The organism is Massilia oculi (assembly GCF_017582745.1).
In the GTDB taxonomy this organism is placed as follows: domain Bacteria; phylum Pseudomonadota; class Gammaproteobacteria; order Burkholderiales; family Burkholderiaceae_D; genus Telluria; species Telluria oculi_A.
In genome coordinates, this window is sequence record NZ_JAFVIM010000033.1 from 32005 (window position 1) to 51913 (window position 19909).

Sequence of the window (19909 nt, forward strand, 5' to 3'; positions counted from 1 at the left end):
TGGCCCCGGGACCCTCGATCCCGGGGCCGCTGTTTTACTGGATAACCTTGAACTCGATGCGCCGGTTGCGCGCCTTGCCCTCCGGCGTGCGGTTGTCGGCCACCGGCCGATCCGGGCCTTCGCCCGACACCGCGATCGATTCTTCCGCGATCCCCTGGCTCACCACATAGGCCTTGACCGCCTCGGCGCGCGCCTGGCTCAGCGACAGGTTGCCGGCGCGCGAGCCGGCGTTGTCGGTGTGGCCGATCACCTCGACCTTCACGCCGCTGAGCTTTTTCAGCGCCGCCGTCATCCCGTCCAGCACCTCGGTGCCGGCCGGGGTCAGGGTCGCCTTGCCCGATTCGAATTCGATGATGCGGTCGGCCAGCGCCGCATCGAGCACGCCCTGCTGCGACACGGTCACCCGCAGGCCGTTGTTGACCGTATAGGTCGGATTGAGCCGGGCCGCGATCTCGGCGGCGATCTGCTGGCGCTGGGCTTCGCTCGCCACGTCGCCGCGCAGGCTGACGCTGTTGCCCTCGACTTTCAGCTGGCCGCCCTTCACCAGGCGCAGGCTCGGGCCGATCAGGCTGCCTACGTAGTTGTTCCAGTTGGCCGGCGTGGAGACCGTGCCGACCGACAGCTGGTCGACCACGCGCTGCGCGCCGTACACGCCGCGCAGGCGCTCGAGCAGCGCGGCCTTGGCGGCTTCGTCGGCGACCATGCCGCTGACCACGACGGGGGCCTCGGCCGCGCCGGGCGGCGTCTGCGCGGCCAGCGGCAGGGCGCCGGCCATCCCGAGGACCAGCAATGCGATGCGCTCTTTCATGTCAGGCTCCAATGAAGGTCTTCATGAACAGGTCGCGCGCCAGCGACAGCGGCAGGTCGGGCTGGGCCAGGTGGCTCGAGAGCTGGCGCACGTCGGCGTCGAACTGCAGCTGCTCGTCGATCCAGTCGGTGTCCAGCAGCCGCACCTGCAGCTCGGCGCCGACCAGCGGGTCGATCACGGCGCGCAGGGTTTCGGCCAGCGCCGCGCAAAAGCCCACCACCAGCACCGGCCGTTCTTCCTGGCGCGTGATGAACAGCGCCAGGTCGAACTGCGCGCGGCGCAGGAAAGGCGTGATCAGTTCGAGCCAGAAGGCGGCCACCGGATAACGCGCCGACGCGTTGTGCGGCAGCGGCAGCACCAGGCTTTTGTGCAGCTCGGCCGGCTGGCTGTGCATGACCGGCTGCAGCAGCAATCCCAGCGCCAGCACCAGCCGGGCCGCGCTGGTATGGGAAGGGCCGCGATCCAGCAAGCCGTCGAGCGAGGCGATCGTGCCGTGCTCCATCCAGCGCGCCAATGCCGCTTCGTCCCCGAGCCCGATCGCGCTGTCGGCGATCGCCTGCAGGTAGGCGGCCGGGTCGCCCTCGCCAAGCACCTTGGGGCAGATCTCTTCCAGGAACACCCACAGCGGCGCGAACGCCAGCGGACAACGGGCGACGAAGGCGGCCGGGTCGCTCACCGCCAGCGTGCGGGTGGCGAGAAAGGGAAAGCGCCGCCCCGACTGGTCGTGGCTGGCCAGCAGGTGGCCGGCCACCGCGTGGTGACGCGCCGGGCCGACCAGGGCGAAGCTCACCGGCGCCATCGCATCGTAGTGAAAGCGCCAGCGCGCGTCCGACGGCAGCAAGGTCATCACCTGCGCCAGCCAGGCGTCGAGCATGCCGATCGCGGCCGGGTCATGGGCCAGCTTGACGAAGTCGGCGCGCGCCGGGACCTTGCCAAAGTAGCCGATGCGGTCCGCGCGCATCATTGGGCTCCCGTGCTGGCCAACGCCGGCGCCGCATTGTGGACATCATGGCGGCCGACGATCGCCGGCGGCAGGCGCAGGCCGCGGAAACCCTGGGCCTGGCCCTGGCCGCCCCCCGGTGGACTGCGGGCTGCTGACGATCTTCAGGTCGACCGCCACCGACACGTTCTGCGCCGTCCAGCGCAGCTCGAACACGCCGCCGTCCTTGCGCTTGCGCTGGGCCGCCTCGAACAGGCGCTGCAGGCCGAACTGGCCCGGCTGGTTGAACAGCTCCACCGTGCGGCCGTCGAAGGTGACGGCCGAGACCCGGGCGCCCGTGACGCCCTGCGGACCAGGATGGACCATATTGCTCCAGCTGGGCGGCGTGTTCCGGTAGCGCAGCTGCTGGCCGTCGATCTCGAGCGTGTATTCGAGCGTGCCGGGCGCGCTCAGGGGCAGCACCTGGAACACCGTCTGGGCCGCCCCGCTGGCCGCCACGCCGTTGTTCGACAACGGCGCCACCCAGCCCGGGAAGGCGGCCACCGCCTGCGGCGCCAGCGAGATGCCGATGTCGGCCCAGGTGCGCGCCGCCAGCACGTCGCCACGCCGCACCACCAGTGGCCCCATCGCCGTGCCCACGAACTTGGCCACCGCGCCTTCGGGGCCGAACACCTGGCCGATCTCGCCGGGGGTCGCCTCGACGCTGGAATCCTGGGCGAACGGGTACTTGGTCGCGAGCGTGCGGGTGAAGGGTTCGACCACCTGCGCCTGCCAGGTCTTGTTGATCTCCGCCTCGGACGGCAGCACGATCATGGCGAAGGTCTGGGTCAGCGGGCGCACCAGCAGCGGGCGCAGCGCCTGCTTCTGGCTGTCGCTCATCCCGGTCAGCATCTGTTCGTCGACGTAGCGCAGCGCATCGGCCAGCTCCGAGCCGCTGCCCTCCAGCGTCTGCTGCATGAACTGCTTGGCGCCGGGGCCCGGATCGCCCTGGTTCTTCAAGGCGTTCAGCCGCGTGCGCAGGCGAGAGAGCGCGTCGAGGTAGCCGGTCATCAGGGACGCCTCCTTCTCCTTGACGCCGACCAGGCGCGCCACGCCGGCGAATTCGCGGCCGATGGGTCCCGCGCCCTGCTGTTGCTGGGCCAGCAGCTGGGCCGGATCGACCGTGTCGGCCAGCGTGCGGACGTCTGACGGCGCGCGCCGCAAGACCACCTGCTTGAACCACTCGATCGCGCCGCGCTCAGTCTTGCCGACGGGCGCGCGCAGGCCGCCCGGATTGTCCCAGGCCGTCTCTTCGTAGATCGTGCGCAGCAGCTTGGCGATCGGCGAGGATTGCGGGTCGCCCAGGCGGTTCATGGCCTGCACGCTGGCGTCGAAGCCGCGCAGGTCGGTAATCGCCACGCCCTGCACGAACTTCGACCATTCGCGCGCATAGTCGGCCTTGTACAAGTCGATCAGCGCCTTCTGGATCTGTTCCGGGCTGCCTTCCAGGGTCAGGTCGTCGCGCGCGGCGGTCTTGAGCACCCAGTCGACCGTGTTCAGTTCCTTGTTGGAGGCGTCGCGGATCGCGCCGAGCACGAACTTGTCCCAGGCCGCGCGGGTGAAAGCGCCGCTGACGGCGTGGCTGCCGGCCACCAGCGCCGCATCCTGCTCGCCAACGATGCGCGCCACCGTCACCGCCGGAAAGCGGGTGGCGGCGCGGGTCTTGATGTCGGCGTACACGCGCTCGCGCGCCGGCGTGCCGCGCACCACGCGGCGCAGGTGTTCGCGGGTGGTGTCGAGCAGGCCCAGCTTGTTGGAAATCTGCGGCCAGGCCGGATCGTCGATGTGGGCCAGGTGGAAGGTCATCAGGCGCTCGGCGCTGCGGATCATCTGCTCGCGCGGCATGCTGCCGCGGTTCGTCTCCAGCCAGCCGCGCCAGTAGCGCGTGAGCTGGTCGTTCAGGTGACCCGGCTCGGCATACGATTTATTGCCCAGCATGAGATAAGTCTTGAGCGCGTTGTAGGCGTCGCCGACATTCGTGGGCGACGCGTCCTGGTAAGGCTGGCCAAGCCTGGGCGCGGCGGAGACAGATGCGGGCGCGGCCGCCTGGCCCACCGGCTCGAGTCCGGCAGCCTTGTTGTTCACCTCCGCCAGCATGGTCTCGAGGGCCCCGGCGACCGGTTCGACCATCACCGCGCGCACCCCGGCGAAGTATTCGTCGCGCAGCTTGCGCGCCAGGACCTCGCCCTGGTACAGGCCGAAGCCCAGCGCCCACGGCTTGTCGTCGGCATAGCGCTCGAGCTGCTCGATGCGGTCCTGCAGGATGTCGAGCGCCTCCAGGCGCGACTGCAGATCAATGCGGCCGGCCTGCATCTTCATCACCTTGTCGAGGTCGGACTGCACGTTGGCGACCAGTTGGCGATTGCCCATGTACGACCACGACCAGCCGCCCATCGCGCACCCCAGCAGGATCGTGGCCGCGAAGAAGGCGCCCAGCTTCCAGCGCGCCGCCGATGGATTCGTGTAGCGCTTGACCAGTTCGCGGTCGGCGAAGATCACCTTGCGGAACAGCTCGAGCAGGAAGTAGCCTGACTGCGAACCCGCCTGCTCCCCGGGGACCTCCCCGCCCTTCCTGTCCTGCAGCGCCAGGTCGAAGCGGCTGGCCACGCGCCGGCTCGACAGGTCTTGCACGCTGCCTTCCTGCAGCGCGCTGGTGAAATAAAAGCCGCGGAACACCGGCTTGAACTGATAGGTATTCTCTTCGAACAGCGTGGCCAGGAAGGCGCGCAGCGGCGTGCGCAGCGCGGCGAATTCCAGCGGGAAGGTGAACACGCCGGAACGCAGCGCCGTGCTGCGGTTGGCGCCCATGCCGGCCAGGCTCATTTCCTTGAGGCCGTCGACCAGTTCGTCGAAGTGCTCGTCGAAGAAGGCCAGCACGTCCTGCGGCGCGGCGCGCCGGTTGTAGCGCAGGGTCGCGCCCCAGATCCGCTCGCGCTCGGCCGGTTCGCTGTCATGGAAGAAGTCGAGGAAGCCGGCGACCAGGTCGGCCTTGGTGAAGACCACGTACACCGGCGCGTGCACGCCCAGGCGTTCGGTCAGCTCCTGCACCCGGGTGCGCAGGTTCTTGGCCAGTTCGTGCGAGGCGGTGGCCGGACCGGCCATCAGCTCGGCCACGCTGACCGCGATCAGGATGCCGTTGATCGGCGCGCGCTGGCGGTGCCGCTTGAGCAGGTCGAGAAAGCCGAACCATTCGGCGCGGTCGTCGTCCTGCACCGAGTAGCGCCCCGCGGTGTCGAGCAGGATGCCGTCGGTGGTGAAGAACCAGTCGCAGTTGCGGGTGCCGCCCACGCCCTGCAGCGCCTTGTTGCCGGGAATCGGGAAGCTCAGCCCCGAGTGCACGATGGCGCTGCTCTTGCCGGCCGCCGGGTTCCCGATGATCATGTACCACGGCAGCTCGTACAAGGCCGCGGCGCCGCGGGTCAGGCCCAGCTTCGAGGTCTTGATGGTGCCGACGGCCTCCAGCAGGTTCTTGCGCAGCACCGCGACTTCGTCCTTGCCGCCGTCGTCGCTGGCGGCTGCGCCGGCGATGGCGCCCGCCAGCTTGCGCGCACGGCGTGCGCGCCAGGCACGGCGCAGCATCCACCAGATGCCCCAGCCGGCCAGCAGCGCCAGGGCGCCAATCGCGGCCCACACGATGCCGAGGCCGAGCAGGCCGGCGCCGATTACCAGGATGGCCGCCAGCGCGGCGACGCCGATCGCGACCAGCACGCGGCTGTCGGCTAGGTACTTCCAGAGTCGTGCCATGGCGGAGTCTCTTGTAGAAAAATCTCACAGGAAATGGTCGCACGGGCATACGGCACGCTGCTTGACTCTGCGCAATGCGGCCAAAATCCGAAAAATTGCGCGACAACCCATATGGCTCAGCGCCCCATGACGCCCCGCATGCGCAACTCGATGTGGCCGAAATCCATCATCTTCCAGCGCCCGCCCCAGGTCAGGCCCAGCGATTCGGCCACCTGGCCATACAGCTGGTAGCCGCGCATGGCCCACGGATCCTTTTCCGAGATCACCAGCTTGCCGTCGCGCAGGAAGGCGCAATCGGCCGCCAGGCCATACTGGTGCCAGCTCTGGAAGGCGCGCGCATTGGTGACGTGGCCGCCGCTTGCGGCCAGCTCGTCCTGGCGCGCCGGGCTGCGGTAGCCTTCGAGCAGCGCCATCTCGTAGCCATGCTGTTCCTTCATGATCTTGAAGGCCAGCAGCAGGCGCTGGCTGAAGTCGGGATGCAGCAAACCCCAGTTGCGGCTGGCGCCGACCAGCATCGGCCGCACCAGCTCGACCTCGGCCGTGGTGAACACGCTGGGCGGCAGCGCCACCGGCGGCACCAGCTGCTCGCCGGCCAGCAGCGCAGCCACCTGCTCGTCGGGCAAGGAGGTGCTGCCCTCGTACACCGGCAGCATGGCCGGATTGCTCAGGGCCAGCGCCAGCAGCGAGGGGATCAGGACCGCCGGGGCGCCGATCGCCAGCAGCACCTGGTGGCGGCGTATTCCCTGCACCACCCGCTCGCGCAGCGACAGGGCGACGCTGTCGCGCATGGCGCCCGCGGCGCGCGTGCCGGCATGGCCCAGGGCCCCGGCGCGGCCGGCCAGGCCCCGCATGGCATGCATGCCGCGCGACATCCATGCACGTCCACTTGGAAAAAGAACAAGCCAAGCGAGGCCTGAAGCCAGACAAACGTACAGAAGGGCGATCAAGATCAGCATCGGACTCCCCAGGATTGTTTCTAATCAGAACAGGAGAAGCCAATCTTAGGAGTAATGTCGTGCGTCCATCAGACGAAAATCAAGACAACCGCATGCATGCCCATATGCGCCCCAACCTGATGTCGTCGTCGCGCCGCGGCGGCCGTGAAGACAGCATCCTCGCCAAGCTCGAGCGCGAGCCGGCGCGCCGCGCGGGCGCCGGTAACGGTATGCGCCTCGCCTGGTATGGCGCGGCAGTGGCGGTCGCAGTCGGCTTGACGGCGACGCTGGCCTGGCTGGCGGCCGGCGCCGGTCCGGCGCCGCTGGAGGTAGCGCGGACCGAGGCGGCGCCCGCCCCGATGGCGGAACTGGCCCCTGCGCCGGTCGAGACGGCCTTGATCGTCGATACAGAGCCGGAACCGGTGCTGGCGGCGGCGCCTCCACCCATTCCCCCGCTGCGCCTGCTCGAGCCGGCCGCCGTGCCCCCGGCCCCGCCCAAGGCCGCGCCGGCCCCGGTCAAGGCGGCTCCGCCGCCGCGCCGTCCGGAGGCGCGCGCCGCCGCGCCCACCCGCCCCCGCGCCCAAGCATCGCGCCCGGCCACACGTCCTTCCCGGACGGTCAACCCCGCGCGCGCCGGCGAGTCCCAGGACGACAGCGACGTCGCCCTGATCTCGGCCGTGATCTACCATGCCAACGGTCACGCCACGCCGGCGGAAGATGAAACCCCTGCTCCTCCGGCTCGCTAAGCATGGCAAATTGGCCGCACCTGCCGGGCGGCCGTTCCCATAAAACGCTATACTGTATATAAGTACAGGTTAGGCGTTTGCTCATGATCAGGGTGTTGGAAAACGAGTTTTATTATCTGGATAACTTCCAGCGGGTTCTCGACTGGATCGGCGAACGCTATGGCGACCTGCTCGACGACGGCGAACAGGCGTTCCTGGCCACGTTTCCTGCCCTGCCGCACAATGCGCGCGCACTATTCGTGCGCATGGTCATGCGCAAGGGCAATCTGTTCCGCGCCAGCAAACTGAGCTATGCCGAGATCGGCTGCCCGGTCGAGGCCGCGCAACATCTGCTCGGCACCGGCTGGATCGAGGCCGACCCCGAACTCACCCTCGACGAGCTGTTCGACCTGCTGTCCAAGCCCGAGCTCCTTGACGCCTTCGGCGCCCAGCTGCCGCGCAAGACGGCGCGCAAGGATGAACAGCTGGACGCCTTGCGCCCCGTGTTTCCCGAGGCGCGGCGCTTCTCCGGCTGGCATCCGGCCTGTCCCGACGTCGCCTGGCGCATCCTGGTCAAGCCGCTGTGCGACCGCCTGCGCCTGGTCTTTTTCGGCAACCTGCACCAGGGCTGGACCGACTTCGTGCTGTCCGACCTCGGCCTGTTCCGCTACGAGAGCGTGGATATCTCGCCCGCCTCGCGCGGTTTTCGCCGGCGCGCCGACGTCGACCACTACCTGCAGCTGCACGCCTGCCGCGAGCGCTTCGCCGCCGGCGAAGACGTGGACGAGGTGGTGCGCGACCTGCCCGTGCACGCCTTCGACAATGACTGGCTCGAGAGCCGGCGCGAAAAACTGACGTTCCAGATCGGCCAGCACTATGAAAAGCTGAAGGACTGGGACGGCGCCTTCGCCGCCTACGCGCGCTGCCGCTTTCCCGGCGCGCGGGCGCGCGCGATCCGCGTGCTCGAAAAACACGAGCGCTTCGAGCAGGCGCATGCCCTGTTGCTCGAAGCCCAGGCCACGCCCGAGAACGACGCCGAGCGCCAGCATCTTGCCCGCATCGCGCCGCGCCTGGCGCGCCGCCTCGGGCACGCGCGCCTGGCCCCGCGCGCCAAGACCCACATCGAGCGCATCGAGTTGACCCTGGCACCGCCGAACGGCGAGCGCTGGGTCGAGGGCGCCGTGCGCGGCCACCTGCACGGGGCCGATGCGCCCGTGTTCTACGTCGAGAACGCGCTGGCCAACACCCTGTTCGGCCTGCTGTGCTGGCGCGCCGTGTTCGCCGCCATTCCCGGCGCCTTCTTCCACCCTTTCCACCGCGGGCCGGCCGACCTGCACAGCGCCGACTTCCACCAGCGCCGTCGCGCGGAATTCGCCGCCTGCCTGGCCGGGCTGGACGACGGCAGCTACCGCGACACGATCCGGCGCACGTATCAACAAAAGAACGGCCTGCAATCGCCCTTCGTGCACTGGGACGGCGTCACGCTAGACCTCATCGAGCTGGCCCTGGCCTGCATCCCACCGGCCCACCTGCGCAAGTGGTGCGAACGCATCCTGGCCGACGTCAAGGAAAACCGCACCGGCTTCCCCGACCTGATCCAATTCTGGCCCCTTGAGGCCCGCTACCTGATGATCGAGGTGAAAGGCCCGGGCGACCGCCTGCAGGACAACCAGCTGCGCTGGATCGACTACTGCGCGGCGCATGACATGCCGGTAGCGGTGTGCTACCTGCAGTGGCTCGAATCGACCGAAATGGCGGCGTAGTACGACGTGAGCTACACCATCGCCGTACGCGCCCTGTGCGAGTTCACCGCCAAGCAGGGTGACCTCGACCTGCGCTTCACCCCGTCCCCCAGCGCCCAGGAAGGCATTGCCGGCCACGCCGTCGTGGCCGGCCGCCGCGGCGACGGCTACCGCAGCGAGGTCGCGCTGTCCGGCCAGTGGAACGACTTGCACGTGCGCGGCCGCGCCGACGGCTACGACGCCAATGAAAACCTGATCGAAGAAGTCAAGACCCACCGCGGCCGGGTCGATGCCATCCCCGACAACCACCGCCACCTGCACTGGGCCCAGCTGCGTGTGTATGGCCACCTGATGTGCCAGGAACAGGGCATGGATTCGGTCAACCTGGCCCTGGTCTACTACGACATTGCCAGCGGCGTCGAAACCGTGCTGCGCGAAACGCGCGACAGCGCCTGGCTGCGCACGCACTTCGAGGAGCTGTGCGAACGCTTCTCGGGTTGGGCCGCCAGCGAAGCGGCGCACCGCGCGGCGCGCGATGCCGCACTGACGTCGCTGTCGTTCCCGCATGCCGACTTCCGTCCCGGCCAGCGCCAGCTGGCCGAGAGCATCTACCGCGCCAATGCCAGCGGCCGCTGCCTGCTGGCGCAAGCCCCGACCGGCATCGGCAAGACCGTCGGCAGCCTGTTCCCGGTACTGAAAGCCATGCCGCGCGAGAAGCTGGACAAGGTGTTCTTCCTGGCCGCGAAGACGCCCGGCCGCCGCCTGGCGCTGGACGGCGCCGCGACCCTGTGCGGCGCCAGCCAGGCGCCGCTCCGGGTGCTCGAACTCACCGCACGCGACAAGGCCTGCGAGCATCCCGACAAGGAATGCCATGGCGAATCCTGCCCGTTGGCGCGCGGTTTCTACGACCGCCTGCCGGCCGCGCGCGCGGCCGCGGCCGACGTGCCCGTGCTGGACCGCGAGGCGCTGCGCGAAGTCGCCCTGGCGCACGAAGTCTGCCCCTATTACCTGGGCAGCGAGATGGCGCGCTGGTCCGACATGATCGTCGGCGACTACAACTATTATTTCGACGGCAGCGCCATGCTGTACGCGCTGGCGCTGAACAACGGCTGGAAGACCAGCCTGCTGGTCGACGAGGCCCACAATCTGGTTGGCCGGGCGCGCTCGATGTACAGCACCGAACTCGATCGCGAGCTGCTGCGCCTGGCCCGCGCCGACGCGCCGCCGACCGTCAAGAAGGCGCTCGAGCGCGTGGGCCGCGCCTGGACCGCGGTCGACAAGACGGCGCCCGCGCCCTACCAGCTCCTCGAAAAGATCCCATCGAAGCTGGTGGATGCACTGCAGGAAATGGGCAGCGCCATCAACGAACACCTGGCGGCCTTCCCCGGCCCGCTCGACCCCGACCTGCAGCGCTTCTATTTCGACGCCATGGGCTTCGTGCGCCTGGCCGAATCGTTCGGCCCGCACTCGCTGTGCGACCTGAGCCGGGACGCCGACCGCCCGACCTTGCGCGACTCGACGATCTGCATCCGCAATGTGGTGCCGGCGCCCTTCCTCGGCCCGCGCTTCGCCGCCACGCATTCGAGCACCCTGTTCTCGGCCACGCTCGGGCCCTGGCACTATTGCCTCGATACGCTCGGCATGCCGGAAGACACGGCCTGGGTCGAGGTCGAATCGCCATTCAGGGCGAGCCAGCTCGAGGTCCACGTCGCGCGCGGCATCTCGACCCGCTACCAGGTGCGCGCTGCCTCGGTCCAGCCGATCGCCGAACTGATCGCGCGCCAGTACCGCGAACGTCCCGGCAACTATCTGGCTTTCTTCAGCAGCTTCGACTACCTCGACAAGGTGGCGGGCGCGCTGGAGCGGCTGGATCCGGCGATCCCGGCCTGGCGCCAGGAGCGCCGCATGAGCGAGCACGAACGCCAGGGCTTCATCGACCGCTTCGCCATTGGCGGCGCAGGGGTCGGCTTCGCGGTGCTGGGCGGCGCCTTCGGCGAAGGCGTCGACCTGCCGGGCGAGCGCCTGATCGGCGCCTTCGTCGCCACCCTTGGCCTGCCCCAGGTCAATCCCGTCAACGAGCAGCTGCGCGAACGGATGCAGGCGCTGTTCGGCGCCGGCTACGACTACACCTATCTGTATCCCGGCATCCAGAAGGTGGTGCAGGCGGCCGGCCGCGTGATCCGCACCGAACAGGACCGCGGCGTCGTGTGGCTGATCGACGACCGCTTCGCCCAGCCGGGCATCAGGACCTTGATGCCGGCATGGTGGGAGCTCGATTCACGCCAATAGCTCGCGTACTCGCTGGTAGCCGCTGCGGCTGATCGGCAGCTTCACGCCATCCCTGAGCACCGCGCAGTGGTTATCCTTGCTGACCTGCTCGATGCGCTCGATCGCGCCGACATTGACGATGTAGGAGCGGTGGATCCGCACGAACACGGCGCCGTCGAGTTGTGCTTCGAGTTCGGACAGGCGCCGATGCTTCAGGTATTTCTTGCCGCCAGCCGCGATCCGCACATAATCGTCCTGCGCCTCGATATGGTCGATCGTGCTGGCGGCGACCACGTGCACGCGGGCGCCGTCGCGGATCAGGATTCGTTCGAGTGGTTGCTGGCGCGCCTGCGCGTCCTTCACCACGGCCTCGATCCGTGCCGGCTGCGGAGAACGCAGGCGCGCCTGATTCAAGGCCTCGGCCAGGCGCTCGCGCGAGAACGGCTTGAGCAGGTAGTCGAGCGCATGCACCTCGAAGGCGCGCAGCGCAAACTGGTCGTAGGCAGTGGCGAAGATATAGTGCGGCTTGCCGCCTGCCAGTTCGACCACCTCGAAGCCGTCCAGCTTGGGCATCTGGATGTCCAGGAAGACCAGGTCGGGATCGTGCTCGGCGATTGCCTTCACCGCCTCGAAACCGTTGGCGCATTCGCCCACGATCTCGACGTCGGGATGGGGCGACAGGTATTCGCGCAGCAGCGCGCGCGCCAGGTGTTCGTCGTCCACGATCAGGGTTCGCATCCCTTATTCTCCTGTGTCGGCGGGCAGCACCAGCTCCACCCTGAAAATATTGTCCACGCGCGCCGCATGCACGCTCGCTTCGATCCCATACTCCGCCAGCAGGCGCGCGCGCACATTGGCCAGGCCAATGCCGCCGCCGGCAGCCGCGCCGGAGCCATCCGGATCGACGTCGTTCTCCACCCGCAGCCTGAGCTGCGAACCGAAGCGCTCGACGTGCACGCGCACCATGCCGCCATCGAGCAGCTGGCCGATGCCGTGCTTGACCGCGTTCTCGACCAGCGGCTGCAGGATCATTGGCGGCAGCAGGCAAGCCTCGGCCTGCTCGTCCACCTGGCGCTCCACGCCCAGGCGCGGCCCGAAGCGCACTCCCTCGATCGCCACGAAGCGCTCGACCAGTTCCACTTCCTGGGCCACCGTCACCTTGCGATGCGCCTCGAGTCCCAGTGTATGGCGAAAGAAGCCCGCCAGCTGCAAGGTCATGTCGCGCGCCGCGCCGGCGTCGATCGCCGTCAGGGCGCTGATCGAATTGAGGCTGTTGAACAGGAAGTGCGGATCGACCTGGGTGCGCAGCATGCGCAGTTCGGCGTCCTGGGCCAGGAGCTTGAGTTCGAGTTCGCGCCGCTCCAGGCCGCGCGCGCGTTCGAATTCCAGCGCCAGGTAGTGGGCGCAGGCCGTCATCCCGTACAGCAGCACGCCGACGCCGAACATCACCGCCGTCAGGGGCCGTGACATCACGACGTCCTGGCCACGGGGCGCCAGCCACTGCCACCACGCGGCCCAGCCGGACGCCGCGGCGCACCACAGCAAGGCCGCGCACACGGCGGTGACAAGGAACACGCCCAGCACCGCCGGCGTCGACTTGCGCGCCAGCGGATAGGCGCGGCACAGGTAATAGGCCGAGAAGCCGCACACGGCGGCGTAGACCAGCACCAGCGGCAGCGCGAACAGCAGGCTCGCCGCCAGGCCGGCGCCGCCGGTGGCGGACAGCAGCCCGGCCAGCATCAGCCCCAGCATCAGCCAGGCGGCCAGGTACAGCGCGGCGCTGCGCCGCGCCCAGAATCCGCCGCCCATCAGTTGCGGATTTCCACGCCACCCATGATCGCGTAGCCGCGGATGACCAGCCTCTTGCTGTTGTCCGGCGGCGCGATGGTCTTTTCCTCGAAGCCGCCCAGGATCGGCGTTCCATGCAACACGATGGCCCAGTCGGGCGGACACTTGATGGTCACGCCGCCCCAGAAGGCGAACACATTGACCACCGCCTCGCCCTGGATCGAGGCGCCGCGCATATCGAGTTCGCAGCCGCCCATCACCGCCGTGATCTCGCCGCCGCGGAAATTCTGGGTCGTGACGCGACGCTCATAGCCGCCCAGGATGGCGGTGATGTCCAGCACCTCGCCCACGCCCGCGTCCACCGGCGCGCCGTCGACCATCGCCACGCCGTGTTCCAGCGCGCGCTTGCTGCGCACTGCCTTCGCCACCAAAAAGCCGCCGAGGCCGATCAGGACCAGTGGCCAGACGGTGCGCCAGCTGAAGTCGATGATGTCCATCCGGTCCAGCATCAACAGGATGCCGACGCCGACCAGGCCGGCCCCGAGCAGGGTGCCGCCCTGGGTGCGGGTGTCGCACAGCTTGACGGTGCCGACGATGACGAACAACATCGGCCAGAACGAGAAGGCGCGGTGCATGTCGACGAAGCCCAGGTTATCGAGCAGGAACAGCAGCCCCATCCCGATCACGAACAGGCCGAGCACGACCTGGCTGGTCACGCCTTTTGCATGCGGATCATTTTTCATGGCGGTTCCTTTGATTGTTGGCGAAGCGACGCGCGATGAACGGGTCCAGCACCAGCTTGACGCCCCACATCAGGATGAACAGCGGCCAGCTGTTGCGGAAGGTCAGGCCGAAGGCGTTCTCGAACACGGCGAACAGCCACAGGCCGGTGAACACGGTCCACAAGCCGCTGCTGAATTCCTTCGGGCTCGGGTAGCCGATGGTCTGGCCGATACCGACCACGACCAGCAGCAAGGGGGCGTAATGCCAGTAGTCCTGGGCATCGATATAGTGCAGGCGGTCGAGCAGCACCACCGCGCCGATGACGATCAGGAGCAGGCCCCACAGCACCTGCTTGCGCCAGCGATAGGCATCTTCGGACTCCATTGCGTCACTCCTTTTGGTTATCGAACTGGATACACGATAACAAACGGGAAGGCAATCACGAAAGCGCTATTCGGTGAATGGCCGCTGGAAAGCGGCGAATGGAGAGGATGGGGAAGGATGGACGTAAAAAAGCCCGCCTCGCAGGCGGGCCGTGTACGCCGTATGGGGTGGATCAGGCGGCCGTCTGCGCCTGCTCGCGCTGTGCCTGGCCTTTCGGCTGGTTGCGGTACTTGGCGCGGGCTTCCGCCTGGCGCACCGCTTCGCGCGCGACGTTGGCGCGCTTGATCTCGAGGCGTTCCTTCTTGCCGCGGTGCTGGGCGATGTGTTTGCTGCCGATCTTGCTGGTCATGGATGTCTCCTGTGGTGGGCTGGGCGCCGCGTCCTCGCGGGACGTCGGCGCGTAAAGAAAAAGCTCAGGAGCGGTTGGTGCCCATCTTGAGGTCGGCCGGCATCAGCATGCCCCAGCCAAGCTGGCGCCGGATTTCTTCCGGGGTCGGCGGCGGTTTCGGGTCGCGCGAGCGACGTTCGAGATAGGCGCGCACCAGGTGCTTGGGTGGATGCTTGACATCGTACATGGCAACCTCCGCTTCCGTTTGCGGGCCGCGCCTGCACTAGCGGCGGCGCGTCCCTGAAATTGGTGCCGATCCTCGAGGCGACCGGCTAACCTGTTGAGGTTTCGGATGGCAGCGAATCGAATCGCGCGTTCCTCACTCAGACGGGTGCATCTTATCGAAACCCGGGCAGGTGCACCGTTAGGTGACGCACACTGTGCGCGTCAATACGGACGAGCAGGCCAGGTGACAGCTGCGTGACAGCGATGGACGCAAAAAAGGGGAGCCGAAGCTCCCCTCATATCATGCGTTCGCGACGATCAGAACTTGTAGCGCAGGTTCAGGTAGTACTGGCGGCCGCTGACGTCCAGCTTCTGCTGCTCTTCTTCGCTGTAGCGATACTGGGCGCGCTTGGCATTGGTCAGGTTGGTCGCGCTGAACGCGAGTTCCAGGTTCTTGGTGAAGTAGTAGTTGGCGGAGAACGCCAGCGTGGTCACCGCATCGGCATAGGTCGGCGCGGTCGGCATCGCGATGCCGTTGATGACCGAGAGACCCTGGCTGTTGGCGGTCGGCGACGGCGCCGTGGTGCTGTTCACGTATTCGCCGCGGTAGTTGGCCACCAGTCGCGTCGACAGCTTGGCATCCTCGTAGTACAGGCCGACGTTGCCGGTCCATTCGGACGCGCCCACCATCGGACGGCCGTCGTCGACCTTGGTCTTGGCGCGGCTGACGTTGGAGGTGAAGCCGAAGTTGGTCTTGCCGAACGGTTGCTCGTACTGCAGCTCGATGCCGTTGATCTTCGCGCCCTGCTGCGAGGCCGTGTTGATGAAGAAGGTCTTCACGGTCTGGTCGCGCGGGTCGAGCAGGTCGACGGTGGAGCTGCCGACCGCGCCGGTCTTCGGATAGCCGTCGATCGACGAGTGGAACACGCTCACCGCCACGATCGAACGCGGCGCGAAGTACCACGACCACGACAGGTCGAGGTTGTCCGCGGTTTGCGGTTCCATGTCCGGATTCGGACCCGTCACGCGGCAGCCGTTGGCGTCGCAGCCCGGGGTGCCGAAGCCGCTGCCCAGCAGGTTGTAGTTCTGGCGGCCGATGGTGCGGCTGACGCCGAAGCGCGCCAGCATGTCGTTGCCCATGTCGTAGCGCAGGTTCAGGCTCGGCAGCCAGTTGTCGAAGGTGCGCTTGGTCGGCGTCTTGTAGTACAGGATGCCGGCGGTGGGATTGAACGGCTGGCCGTCGAAGTAGGAGGTGGCGTCGCCGGCATCGGTGATCGCGCCCGGATAGGCGGCGCAGGGAACCGGAGCCTGGCCCGGCTCCACGCGCTGGCAGGCGCCGGCCGGGATCGGGGTGGCGATATTGGCCTTGACTTCGGTGCGGGTGAAGCGCACGCCGACGTTGCCCGACCAGCGCTCGCCTTCCAGGTTGGCCATCACGTAGGCGGCGCTCTGGCGCTCCTGCATGTCGATTTCGGAATTCACGCGGCGCTCCCAGGCGTCGCTGGTCACCTTGGTGTTGGCTGCGATGTATTCCTTGATTGCTTCCGGCGTGTAGGTGAAGCCGGTGTTGTCCCAGCCTGCCGGGCCATCGAGACCATCGCCGAAGTCGCCCGGGAATGCCTGCCAACCGGTGGTCGGGGTCGGGGTGTTGGACACCACGCGGCCGGTGACCGGGTCGACGGTGATGCCGTTGCGGAAGGCAGGGCCGCGGCGGCCGCTGGTGCGCTTATGGTCGGCGAAACGCACGCCGCTTTCCAGCGACTGGAAGATGCCGCGGTCGAGGCGGTACTCGGCGTCGAACTGCGCGCTCCATTCCTTGTCCACGGTCTTCACGCCGGATGCGGCGCGGTCGACGATCGTGTAGCCGCTGCCGTCCGGATTAAGGCCCGGCTGGTTGGCGCCGGCGTTGTGGTACTGGACGAAGGGCGCGTCGTCCAGGTCGCCCAATGCGTACGAGATGCCGGTGCCGTAGCGCGCCAGGGTCAGGCCCTGGTCGAGCTTGGTCTGGCCGACACCGCGGGTGGCCGACAGCAAGGTCTTGACGGTGAGGTCATCGTTGACGCGATACTTGGCATCGAGGTCGAGGAAGGAGCTTTCGGCCTTGGCGCCGTCGCGGAAGAAGCCTTCCGAGTTGCCGACGTACTGCGGCGTGGTCCTGTCGGGGAAGACGATGTCGGCCGCCTTCAGCACCTTCAGCGGGTGGCCGTAGACGGTGGTCTCGTCGACGATCACCGGATTGCGGATCTGCGCGAACACGCGCTGGCCGTTCGAATTGGTGTTGGCGGCGGCGGCGGTCGTCTGTCCGAGCGGCTGGTTCTTACCGAGCAGCATGGAGTAGATGGCGCTCGAGGTCAGGCGGCCATGGTTATCCGCATCCATCGCCGAATGGAAGCCGGTCATGGTGACGTCGAGGTCGCGGTTCGGCTTGAACTGCAGCGACAGCATGCCGCCCTTGCGGTCGCGCACCGATTCCACGAACTCCGAGCTCATCGAACCGGGCAGGCGCACGCCGTTGAGGTCGGCCGCGGTGTAGCCGGTGCCGGCCAGCGACTCGTCGGTAATGCCAAGCATGGTCGAGGTGTTGATCACGTCCCAGCCGCTATTGGTGCCGTAGGCGAAGCGCGACACCGAGTCGCGCCGCACGTGGCGTTTTTCGGCGAACAGCGCGGCCAGCACGCCGAAGGTGCCGGACTCGTTCTTCCAGGTGACCGAACCGTTCATGTCCGGCGCGTAGCGGCCCGGCAGGTCGGCATAGCTGGCCCCCACGCTGACCACGCCCGAGAAGCGTTCTTTCTGCGACAGCGGCTTGCGGGTCGTCACATTGATGGTGCCGGCCAGGCCGCCGTCGACGATGTTTGCTTGCGAGCTCTTGTAGACGACAGCCTGCTGCAATACGTGCGACGGCATCAGCGACAGGCTGGTCGAGCGCGAGCTCGAGCCCTGGTCGGCAACATACCAGTCGGCGCTGCTGACCGCATGGCCGTTGAAGATGATCAGCGACATGTCCGGATTGGTGCCGCGCATCGACACCTTCTCCGCTTCATCGTAGTCGGTGCGCACCGCCACGCCGGCGAGGCGCTGCAGGGAGTCGGCCAGGTTCTTGTCCGGCATCTTGCCCACGTCTTCGGCCGTGATCACCTCGACGTTGGCCGAGGCATCGCGCTTGACCGACAGGGATTTGGCCAGCGAGGCACGGATGCCCGTCACTTCCACGGTCTGCATCGGCACCTCGGGGGTGGCTTCCTGCGCCATGACCGGCAGGGCTGCAAGGCTCCAGACGGCCATCGATACGGCCGCTGCGAGCGGCTTCTGCTTGAACATCTTCTCTCTCCTGGGAATAGTGCTATCGTTCTTGCTTAAGGCAGGCTGAAGACTGCCATGATCGGAGTATTCATGATGTATTCCGTCCGTGAATAATCACTTGTGTTCGCTTCTATATAACTTGAAGGAATGTACATAAAGTCGCCCTCCGTGCGGTTATGGCTGGACGAAGAAATTTCATTACCCAAGCCGGGCGCACCAGATTAGCTTGACGTTTTTTCCCCACATTGATGAACGCCATGCGCCTTGCCTGCCTGCTGCTTGCCAGCGCCGTCCTGACCGGGTGCGCGACCGCGCCCGCCACCAAACCCATCCCCGGCGCGCCGCCGCCGCCCACGCCCCTGTCGACGCTGCTGCAAAAACAGGTCTACCAGATGACGCCGTTCGAGGCCGGCCAGTACATCGCCCACATGCAGGGCGCCGAGCCTGACCTGAAGAAGCGCATCGCCGCGATCGGCCGCCAGAACATCGGCCAGCCCTACTCGCTGCACCTGCTGGGCGAGTTCCCCTACGAGATCCACGACAGCCTGCCTCTCTATAGCCTGGCGCAGAGCGATTGCGTGGTGTTCGCCGAGCACACCTATGCGATGGCCTTGTCCGCCACTTGGGAAGAGTTCTTCTGGATGCTGCAGCGGATCCGCTACCGCGACGGCGTGATCGGCGTGGCCACGCGCAACCACTACACCGAGATGGACTGGAACGTGGCAAACCGCTGGCTGGTGACCGACGTCAGCGCCGAGCTGGCCGGCGCCGGAGGCCCTGCATACGAGATGAAGGTCGACCGCGCGCGCTTCCTGGCCACCCGCCACAATACGGTGCGCGACATCCCGGTCGAGACCAGCCGCCAGGCCTATGTGCCGAAGGAACAGGTGGCGGCCATCGCCAGCCAGTTGCAGGAGGGAGATTTCGTCAACGTGATCTCGACCCGCGACGGTGAGTACTGGGCCTCGCACGTGGGCCTGGTGGTGCTGGGACCGAACGGCGAGCGCCACTTCCTGCATTCGGCCGAACCGCAGGTGCGCGAGGAGACGTTCGAATCGTATATATCGCGCACGCTCGAACGCCAGGAGCGCAATGCGCGCGCGGGCAAGCGCGGCCAGGCGCTGGCCGGCTTCAAGTTCCTGCGCCTGAACGAAGGGATCACGGTGCCGCCGATGGCGCCGCAGCCGCGTCCGGGGCGTCCTGCCGCCTGACGTCCTGCATCGTCGACCGCGTTCCGGCCTGCCGGGTCGGGACGCCTTTTTATTTTCGCCATTCCCAACGGCATCCGCCGCCCAGCCCTCCCCCAATATCCCGAATTAAATAAATAGTCGCCGGAAATCATTATCCAGCGCCATTTCCTATATTCACTCCTCCATTTCAAAACTTGTGCTCACGCATTATATCCCCTATCGCTGTTGAGTGACCTCAAACCCATCATTCAATCTCGGACAGATAATAAGCTTATACACATAAAACCAATCGGCAAAACCACCCATCCAGCGCAGAGTTTTATTCAAACACCTGATCGTGCAGTAAACCATTATTTTGATTGCAGTAGCACGTCGTTCTCTTTCAGCGAGAAGCCGATTGCCATGTCAATTCAACGCTACAGCCTGTCTCACCAGCTCTGCGCAAGAATCGTGTCCATGCATCGCACTACGAAGGCCGCCCTGGCCATCGCGGTCGACCTGGTTGCGCTTCCCGCTTGTTTTTTAATCGCAATGATATTGCGCGGTGGCGATTTACAGCTTGCAAAACAATTTGGCCCCGGCTCTTATCTACTGGTGGCGGCGCTGACGATAGCGGCTTTCTGGCTATCCGATTTGTACCGCGCCGTGGCTTTGTTGCATAAATCAATTGAGCGCGTAGTACCCCAAACCCCAGACGGATTTACGGCATGGTCACCGCTACGGTCGTGGGCGTGCCCAAGCGCGTGAAGCGATTGAGGATGGCGGCA

At 67.0% G+C, this 19909-nt stretch carries 15 protein-coding genes and 1 pseudogene; 5 read left to right on the plus strand and 11 right to left on the minus strand.

What is annotated here, in order from left to right:
* Positions 1-34: 34 nt before the first annotated feature.
* The 4 genes and pseudogenes from J3U95_RS25715 to J3U95_RS25730 all read right to left on the minus strand — a co-directional run bounded on the left by J3U95_RS25715 (position 35) and on the right by J3U95_RS25730 (position 6487).
* Positions 35-808: an OmpA family protein gene (locus J3U95_RS25715; protein ID WP_229520103.1), complete on the minus strand. Its 774-nt coding sequence runs from the start codon at positions 806-808 to the stop codon at positions 35-37.
* A gap of 1 nt (position 809) precedes the next feature.
* Positions 810-1772 carry a type VI secretion system-associated protein TagF gene (gene tagF / locus J3U95_RS25720; protein WP_229520104.1) on the minus strand — a complete coding sequence of 321 codons (963 nt, stop codon included), beginning with the start codon at positions 1770-1772 and terminating at the stop codon, positions 810-812.
* A pseudogene (tssM, locus tag J3U95_RS25725) lies at positions 1769-5531 on the minus strand (type VI secretion system membrane subunit TssM). The gene tagF and the pseudogene tssM overlap by 4 nt, the downstream one beginning before the upstream one ends.
* Before the next feature lie 116 nt (positions 5532-5647).
* Complete coding sequence (locus tag J3U95_RS25730) at positions 5648-6487, minus strand: M15 family metallopeptidase (protein ID WP_208281409.1); 840 nt, start codon at positions 6485-6487, stop codon at positions 5648-5650.
* A gap of 92 nt (positions 6488-6579) precedes the next feature.
* Here J3U95_RS25730 and J3U95_RS25735 point away from each other — a divergent pair, with 92 nt between their 5' ends.
* The 3 genes from J3U95_RS25735 (at position 6580) to J3U95_RS25745 (ending at position 11222) form a co-directional block, all read left to right on the plus strand.
* On the plus strand, positions 6580-7212 hold the full coding sequence (locus J3U95_RS25735) for a hypothetical protein (protein ID WP_208281410.1): 633 nt from the start codon (positions 6580-6582) through the stop codon (positions 7210-7212).
* An 83-nt stretch (positions 7213-7295) separates the two neighbouring features.
* Positions 7296-8954: a VRR-NUC domain-containing protein gene (locus tag J3U95_RS25740; protein WP_208281411.1), complete on the plus strand. Its 1659-nt coding sequence runs from the start codon at positions 7296-7298 to the stop codon at positions 8952-8954.
* Positions 8955-8960: 6 nt separating this feature from the next.
* Complete coding sequence (locus J3U95_RS25745) at positions 8961-11222, plus strand: ATP-dependent DNA helicase (protein WP_208281412.1); 2262 nt, start codon at positions 8961-8963, stop codon at positions 11220-11222.
* Here J3U95_RS25745 and J3U95_RS25750 read toward each other — a convergent pair.
* The 7 genes from J3U95_RS25750 to J3U95_RS25780 all read right to left on the minus strand — a co-directional run bounded on the left by J3U95_RS25750 (position 11211) and on the right by J3U95_RS25780 (position 17970).
* Positions 11211-11939, minus strand: coding sequence for a LytR/AlgR family response regulator transcription factor (locus J3U95_RS25750; protein ID WP_208281413.1), 729 nt, complete (start codon positions 11937-11939; stop codon positions 11211-11213). The genes J3U95_RS25745 and J3U95_RS25750 overlap by 12 nt on opposite strands.
* Before the next feature lie 3 nt (positions 11940-11942).
* Positions 11943-13010, minus strand: coding sequence for a sensor histidine kinase (locus tag J3U95_RS25755; RefSeq protein ID WP_208281414.1), 1068 nt, complete (start codon positions 13008-13010; stop codon positions 11943-11945).
* The gene (locus tag J3U95_RS25760; RefSeq protein WP_208281415.1) at positions 13010-13732 is read right to left on the minus strand and encodes a LiaI-LiaF-like domain-containing protein; all 723 of its coding nucleotides are present in this window, start codon (positions 13730-13732) and stop codon (positions 13010-13012) included. Before J3U95_RS25760 ends, J3U95_RS25755 begins: the two co-directional genes overlap by 1 nt.
* Positions 13722-14096, minus strand: a complete 375-nt coding sequence (locus J3U95_RS25765; protein ID WP_208281416.1) for a LiaF transmembrane domain-containing protein — start codon at positions 14094-14096, stop codon at positions 13722-13724. The genes J3U95_RS25760 and J3U95_RS25765 overlap by 11 nt, the downstream gene beginning before the upstream one ends.
* Positions 14097-14268: 172 nt before the next feature.
* Positions 14269-14445, minus strand: a complete 177-nt coding sequence (locus J3U95_RS25770; protein WP_177185564.1) for a hypothetical protein — start codon at positions 14443-14445, stop codon at positions 14269-14271.
* Positions 14446-14509: 64 nt separating this feature from the next.
* Positions 14510-14671, minus strand: coding sequence for a hypothetical protein (locus J3U95_RS25775; protein ID WP_183407287.1), 162 nt, complete (start codon positions 14669-14671; stop codon positions 14510-14512).
* 296 nt (positions 14672-14967) lie between these two features.
* Complete coding sequence (locus tag J3U95_RS25780) at positions 14968-17970, minus strand: TonB-dependent receptor (RefSeq protein ID WP_208281417.1); 3003 nt, start codon at positions 17968-17970, stop codon at positions 14968-14970.
* A 239-nt stretch (positions 17971-18209) separates the two neighbouring features.
* On the opposite strand from J3U95_RS25780, the gene J3U95_RS25785 reads away from it, so the two are divergent.
* Together J3U95_RS25785 and J3U95_RS25790 are read left to right on the plus strand one after the other, a co-directional pair.
* Positions 18210-19163, plus strand: a complete 954-nt coding sequence (locus J3U95_RS25785; RefSeq protein WP_229520105.1) for an N-acetylmuramoyl-L-alanine amidase-like domain-containing protein — start codon at positions 18210-18212, stop codon at positions 19161-19163.
* A gap of 204 nt (positions 19164-19367) precedes the next feature.
* The gene (locus J3U95_RS25790; RefSeq protein WP_208281419.1) at positions 19368-19889 is read left to right on the plus strand and encodes a hypothetical protein; all 522 of its coding nucleotides are present in this window, start codon (positions 19368-19370) and stop codon (positions 19887-19889) included.
* Positions 19890-19909: the final 20 nt, after the last annotated feature.

Coding starts and splice junctions, on each gene's coding strand:
- J3U95_RS25730 (WP_208281409.1), bottom strand. CDS start 6,487: ATGCTGATCTTGATCGCCCTTCTGTACGTTTGTCTGGCTTCAGGCCTC.
- J3U95_RS25780 (WP_208281417.1), bottom strand. CDS start 17,970: ATGTTCAAGCAGAAGCCGCTCGCAGCGGCCGTATCGATGGCCGTCTGG.
- J3U95_RS25715 (WP_229520103.1), bottom strand. CDS start 808: ATGAAAGAGCGCATCGCATTGCTGGTCCTCGGGATGGCCGGCGCCCTG.
- J3U95_RS25740 (WP_208281411.1), top strand. CDS start 7,296: ATGATCAGGGTGTTGGAAAACGAGTTTTATTATCTGGATAACTTCCAG.
- J3U95_RS25775 (WP_183407287.1), bottom strand. CDS start 14,671: ATGTACGATGTCAAGCATCCACCCAAGCACCTGGTGCGCGCCTATCTC.
- J3U95_RS25750 (WP_208281413.1), bottom strand. CDS start 11,939: ATGCGAACCCTGATCGTGGACGACGAACACCTGGCGCGCGCGCTGCTG.
- J3U95_RS25770 (WP_177185564.1), bottom strand. CDS start 14,445: ATGACCAGCAAGATCGGCAGCAAACACATCGCCCAGCACCGCGGCAAG.
- tagF (WP_229520104.1), bottom strand. CDS start 1,772: ATGATGCGCGCGGACCGCATCGGCTACTTTGGCAAGGTCCCGGCGCGC.
- J3U95_RS25755 (WP_208281414.1), bottom strand. CDS start 13,010: ATGGGCGGCGGATTCTGGGCGCGGCGCAGCGCCGCGCTGTACCTGGCC.
- J3U95_RS25765 (WP_208281416.1), bottom strand. CDS start 14,096: ATGGAGTCCGAAGATGCCTATCGCTGGCGCAAGCAGGTGCTGTGGGGC.
- J3U95_RS25760 (WP_208281415.1), bottom strand. CDS start 13,732: ATGAAAAATGATCCGCATGCAAAAGGCGTGACCAGCCAGGTCGTGCTC.
- J3U95_RS25735 (WP_208281410.1), top strand. CDS start 6,580: ATGCATGCCCATATGCGCCCCAACCTGATGTCGTCGTCGCGCCGCGGC.
- J3U95_RS25785 (WP_229520105.1), top strand. CDS start 18,210: ATGCGCCTTGCCTGCCTGCTGCTTGCCAGCGCCGTCCTGACCGGGTGC.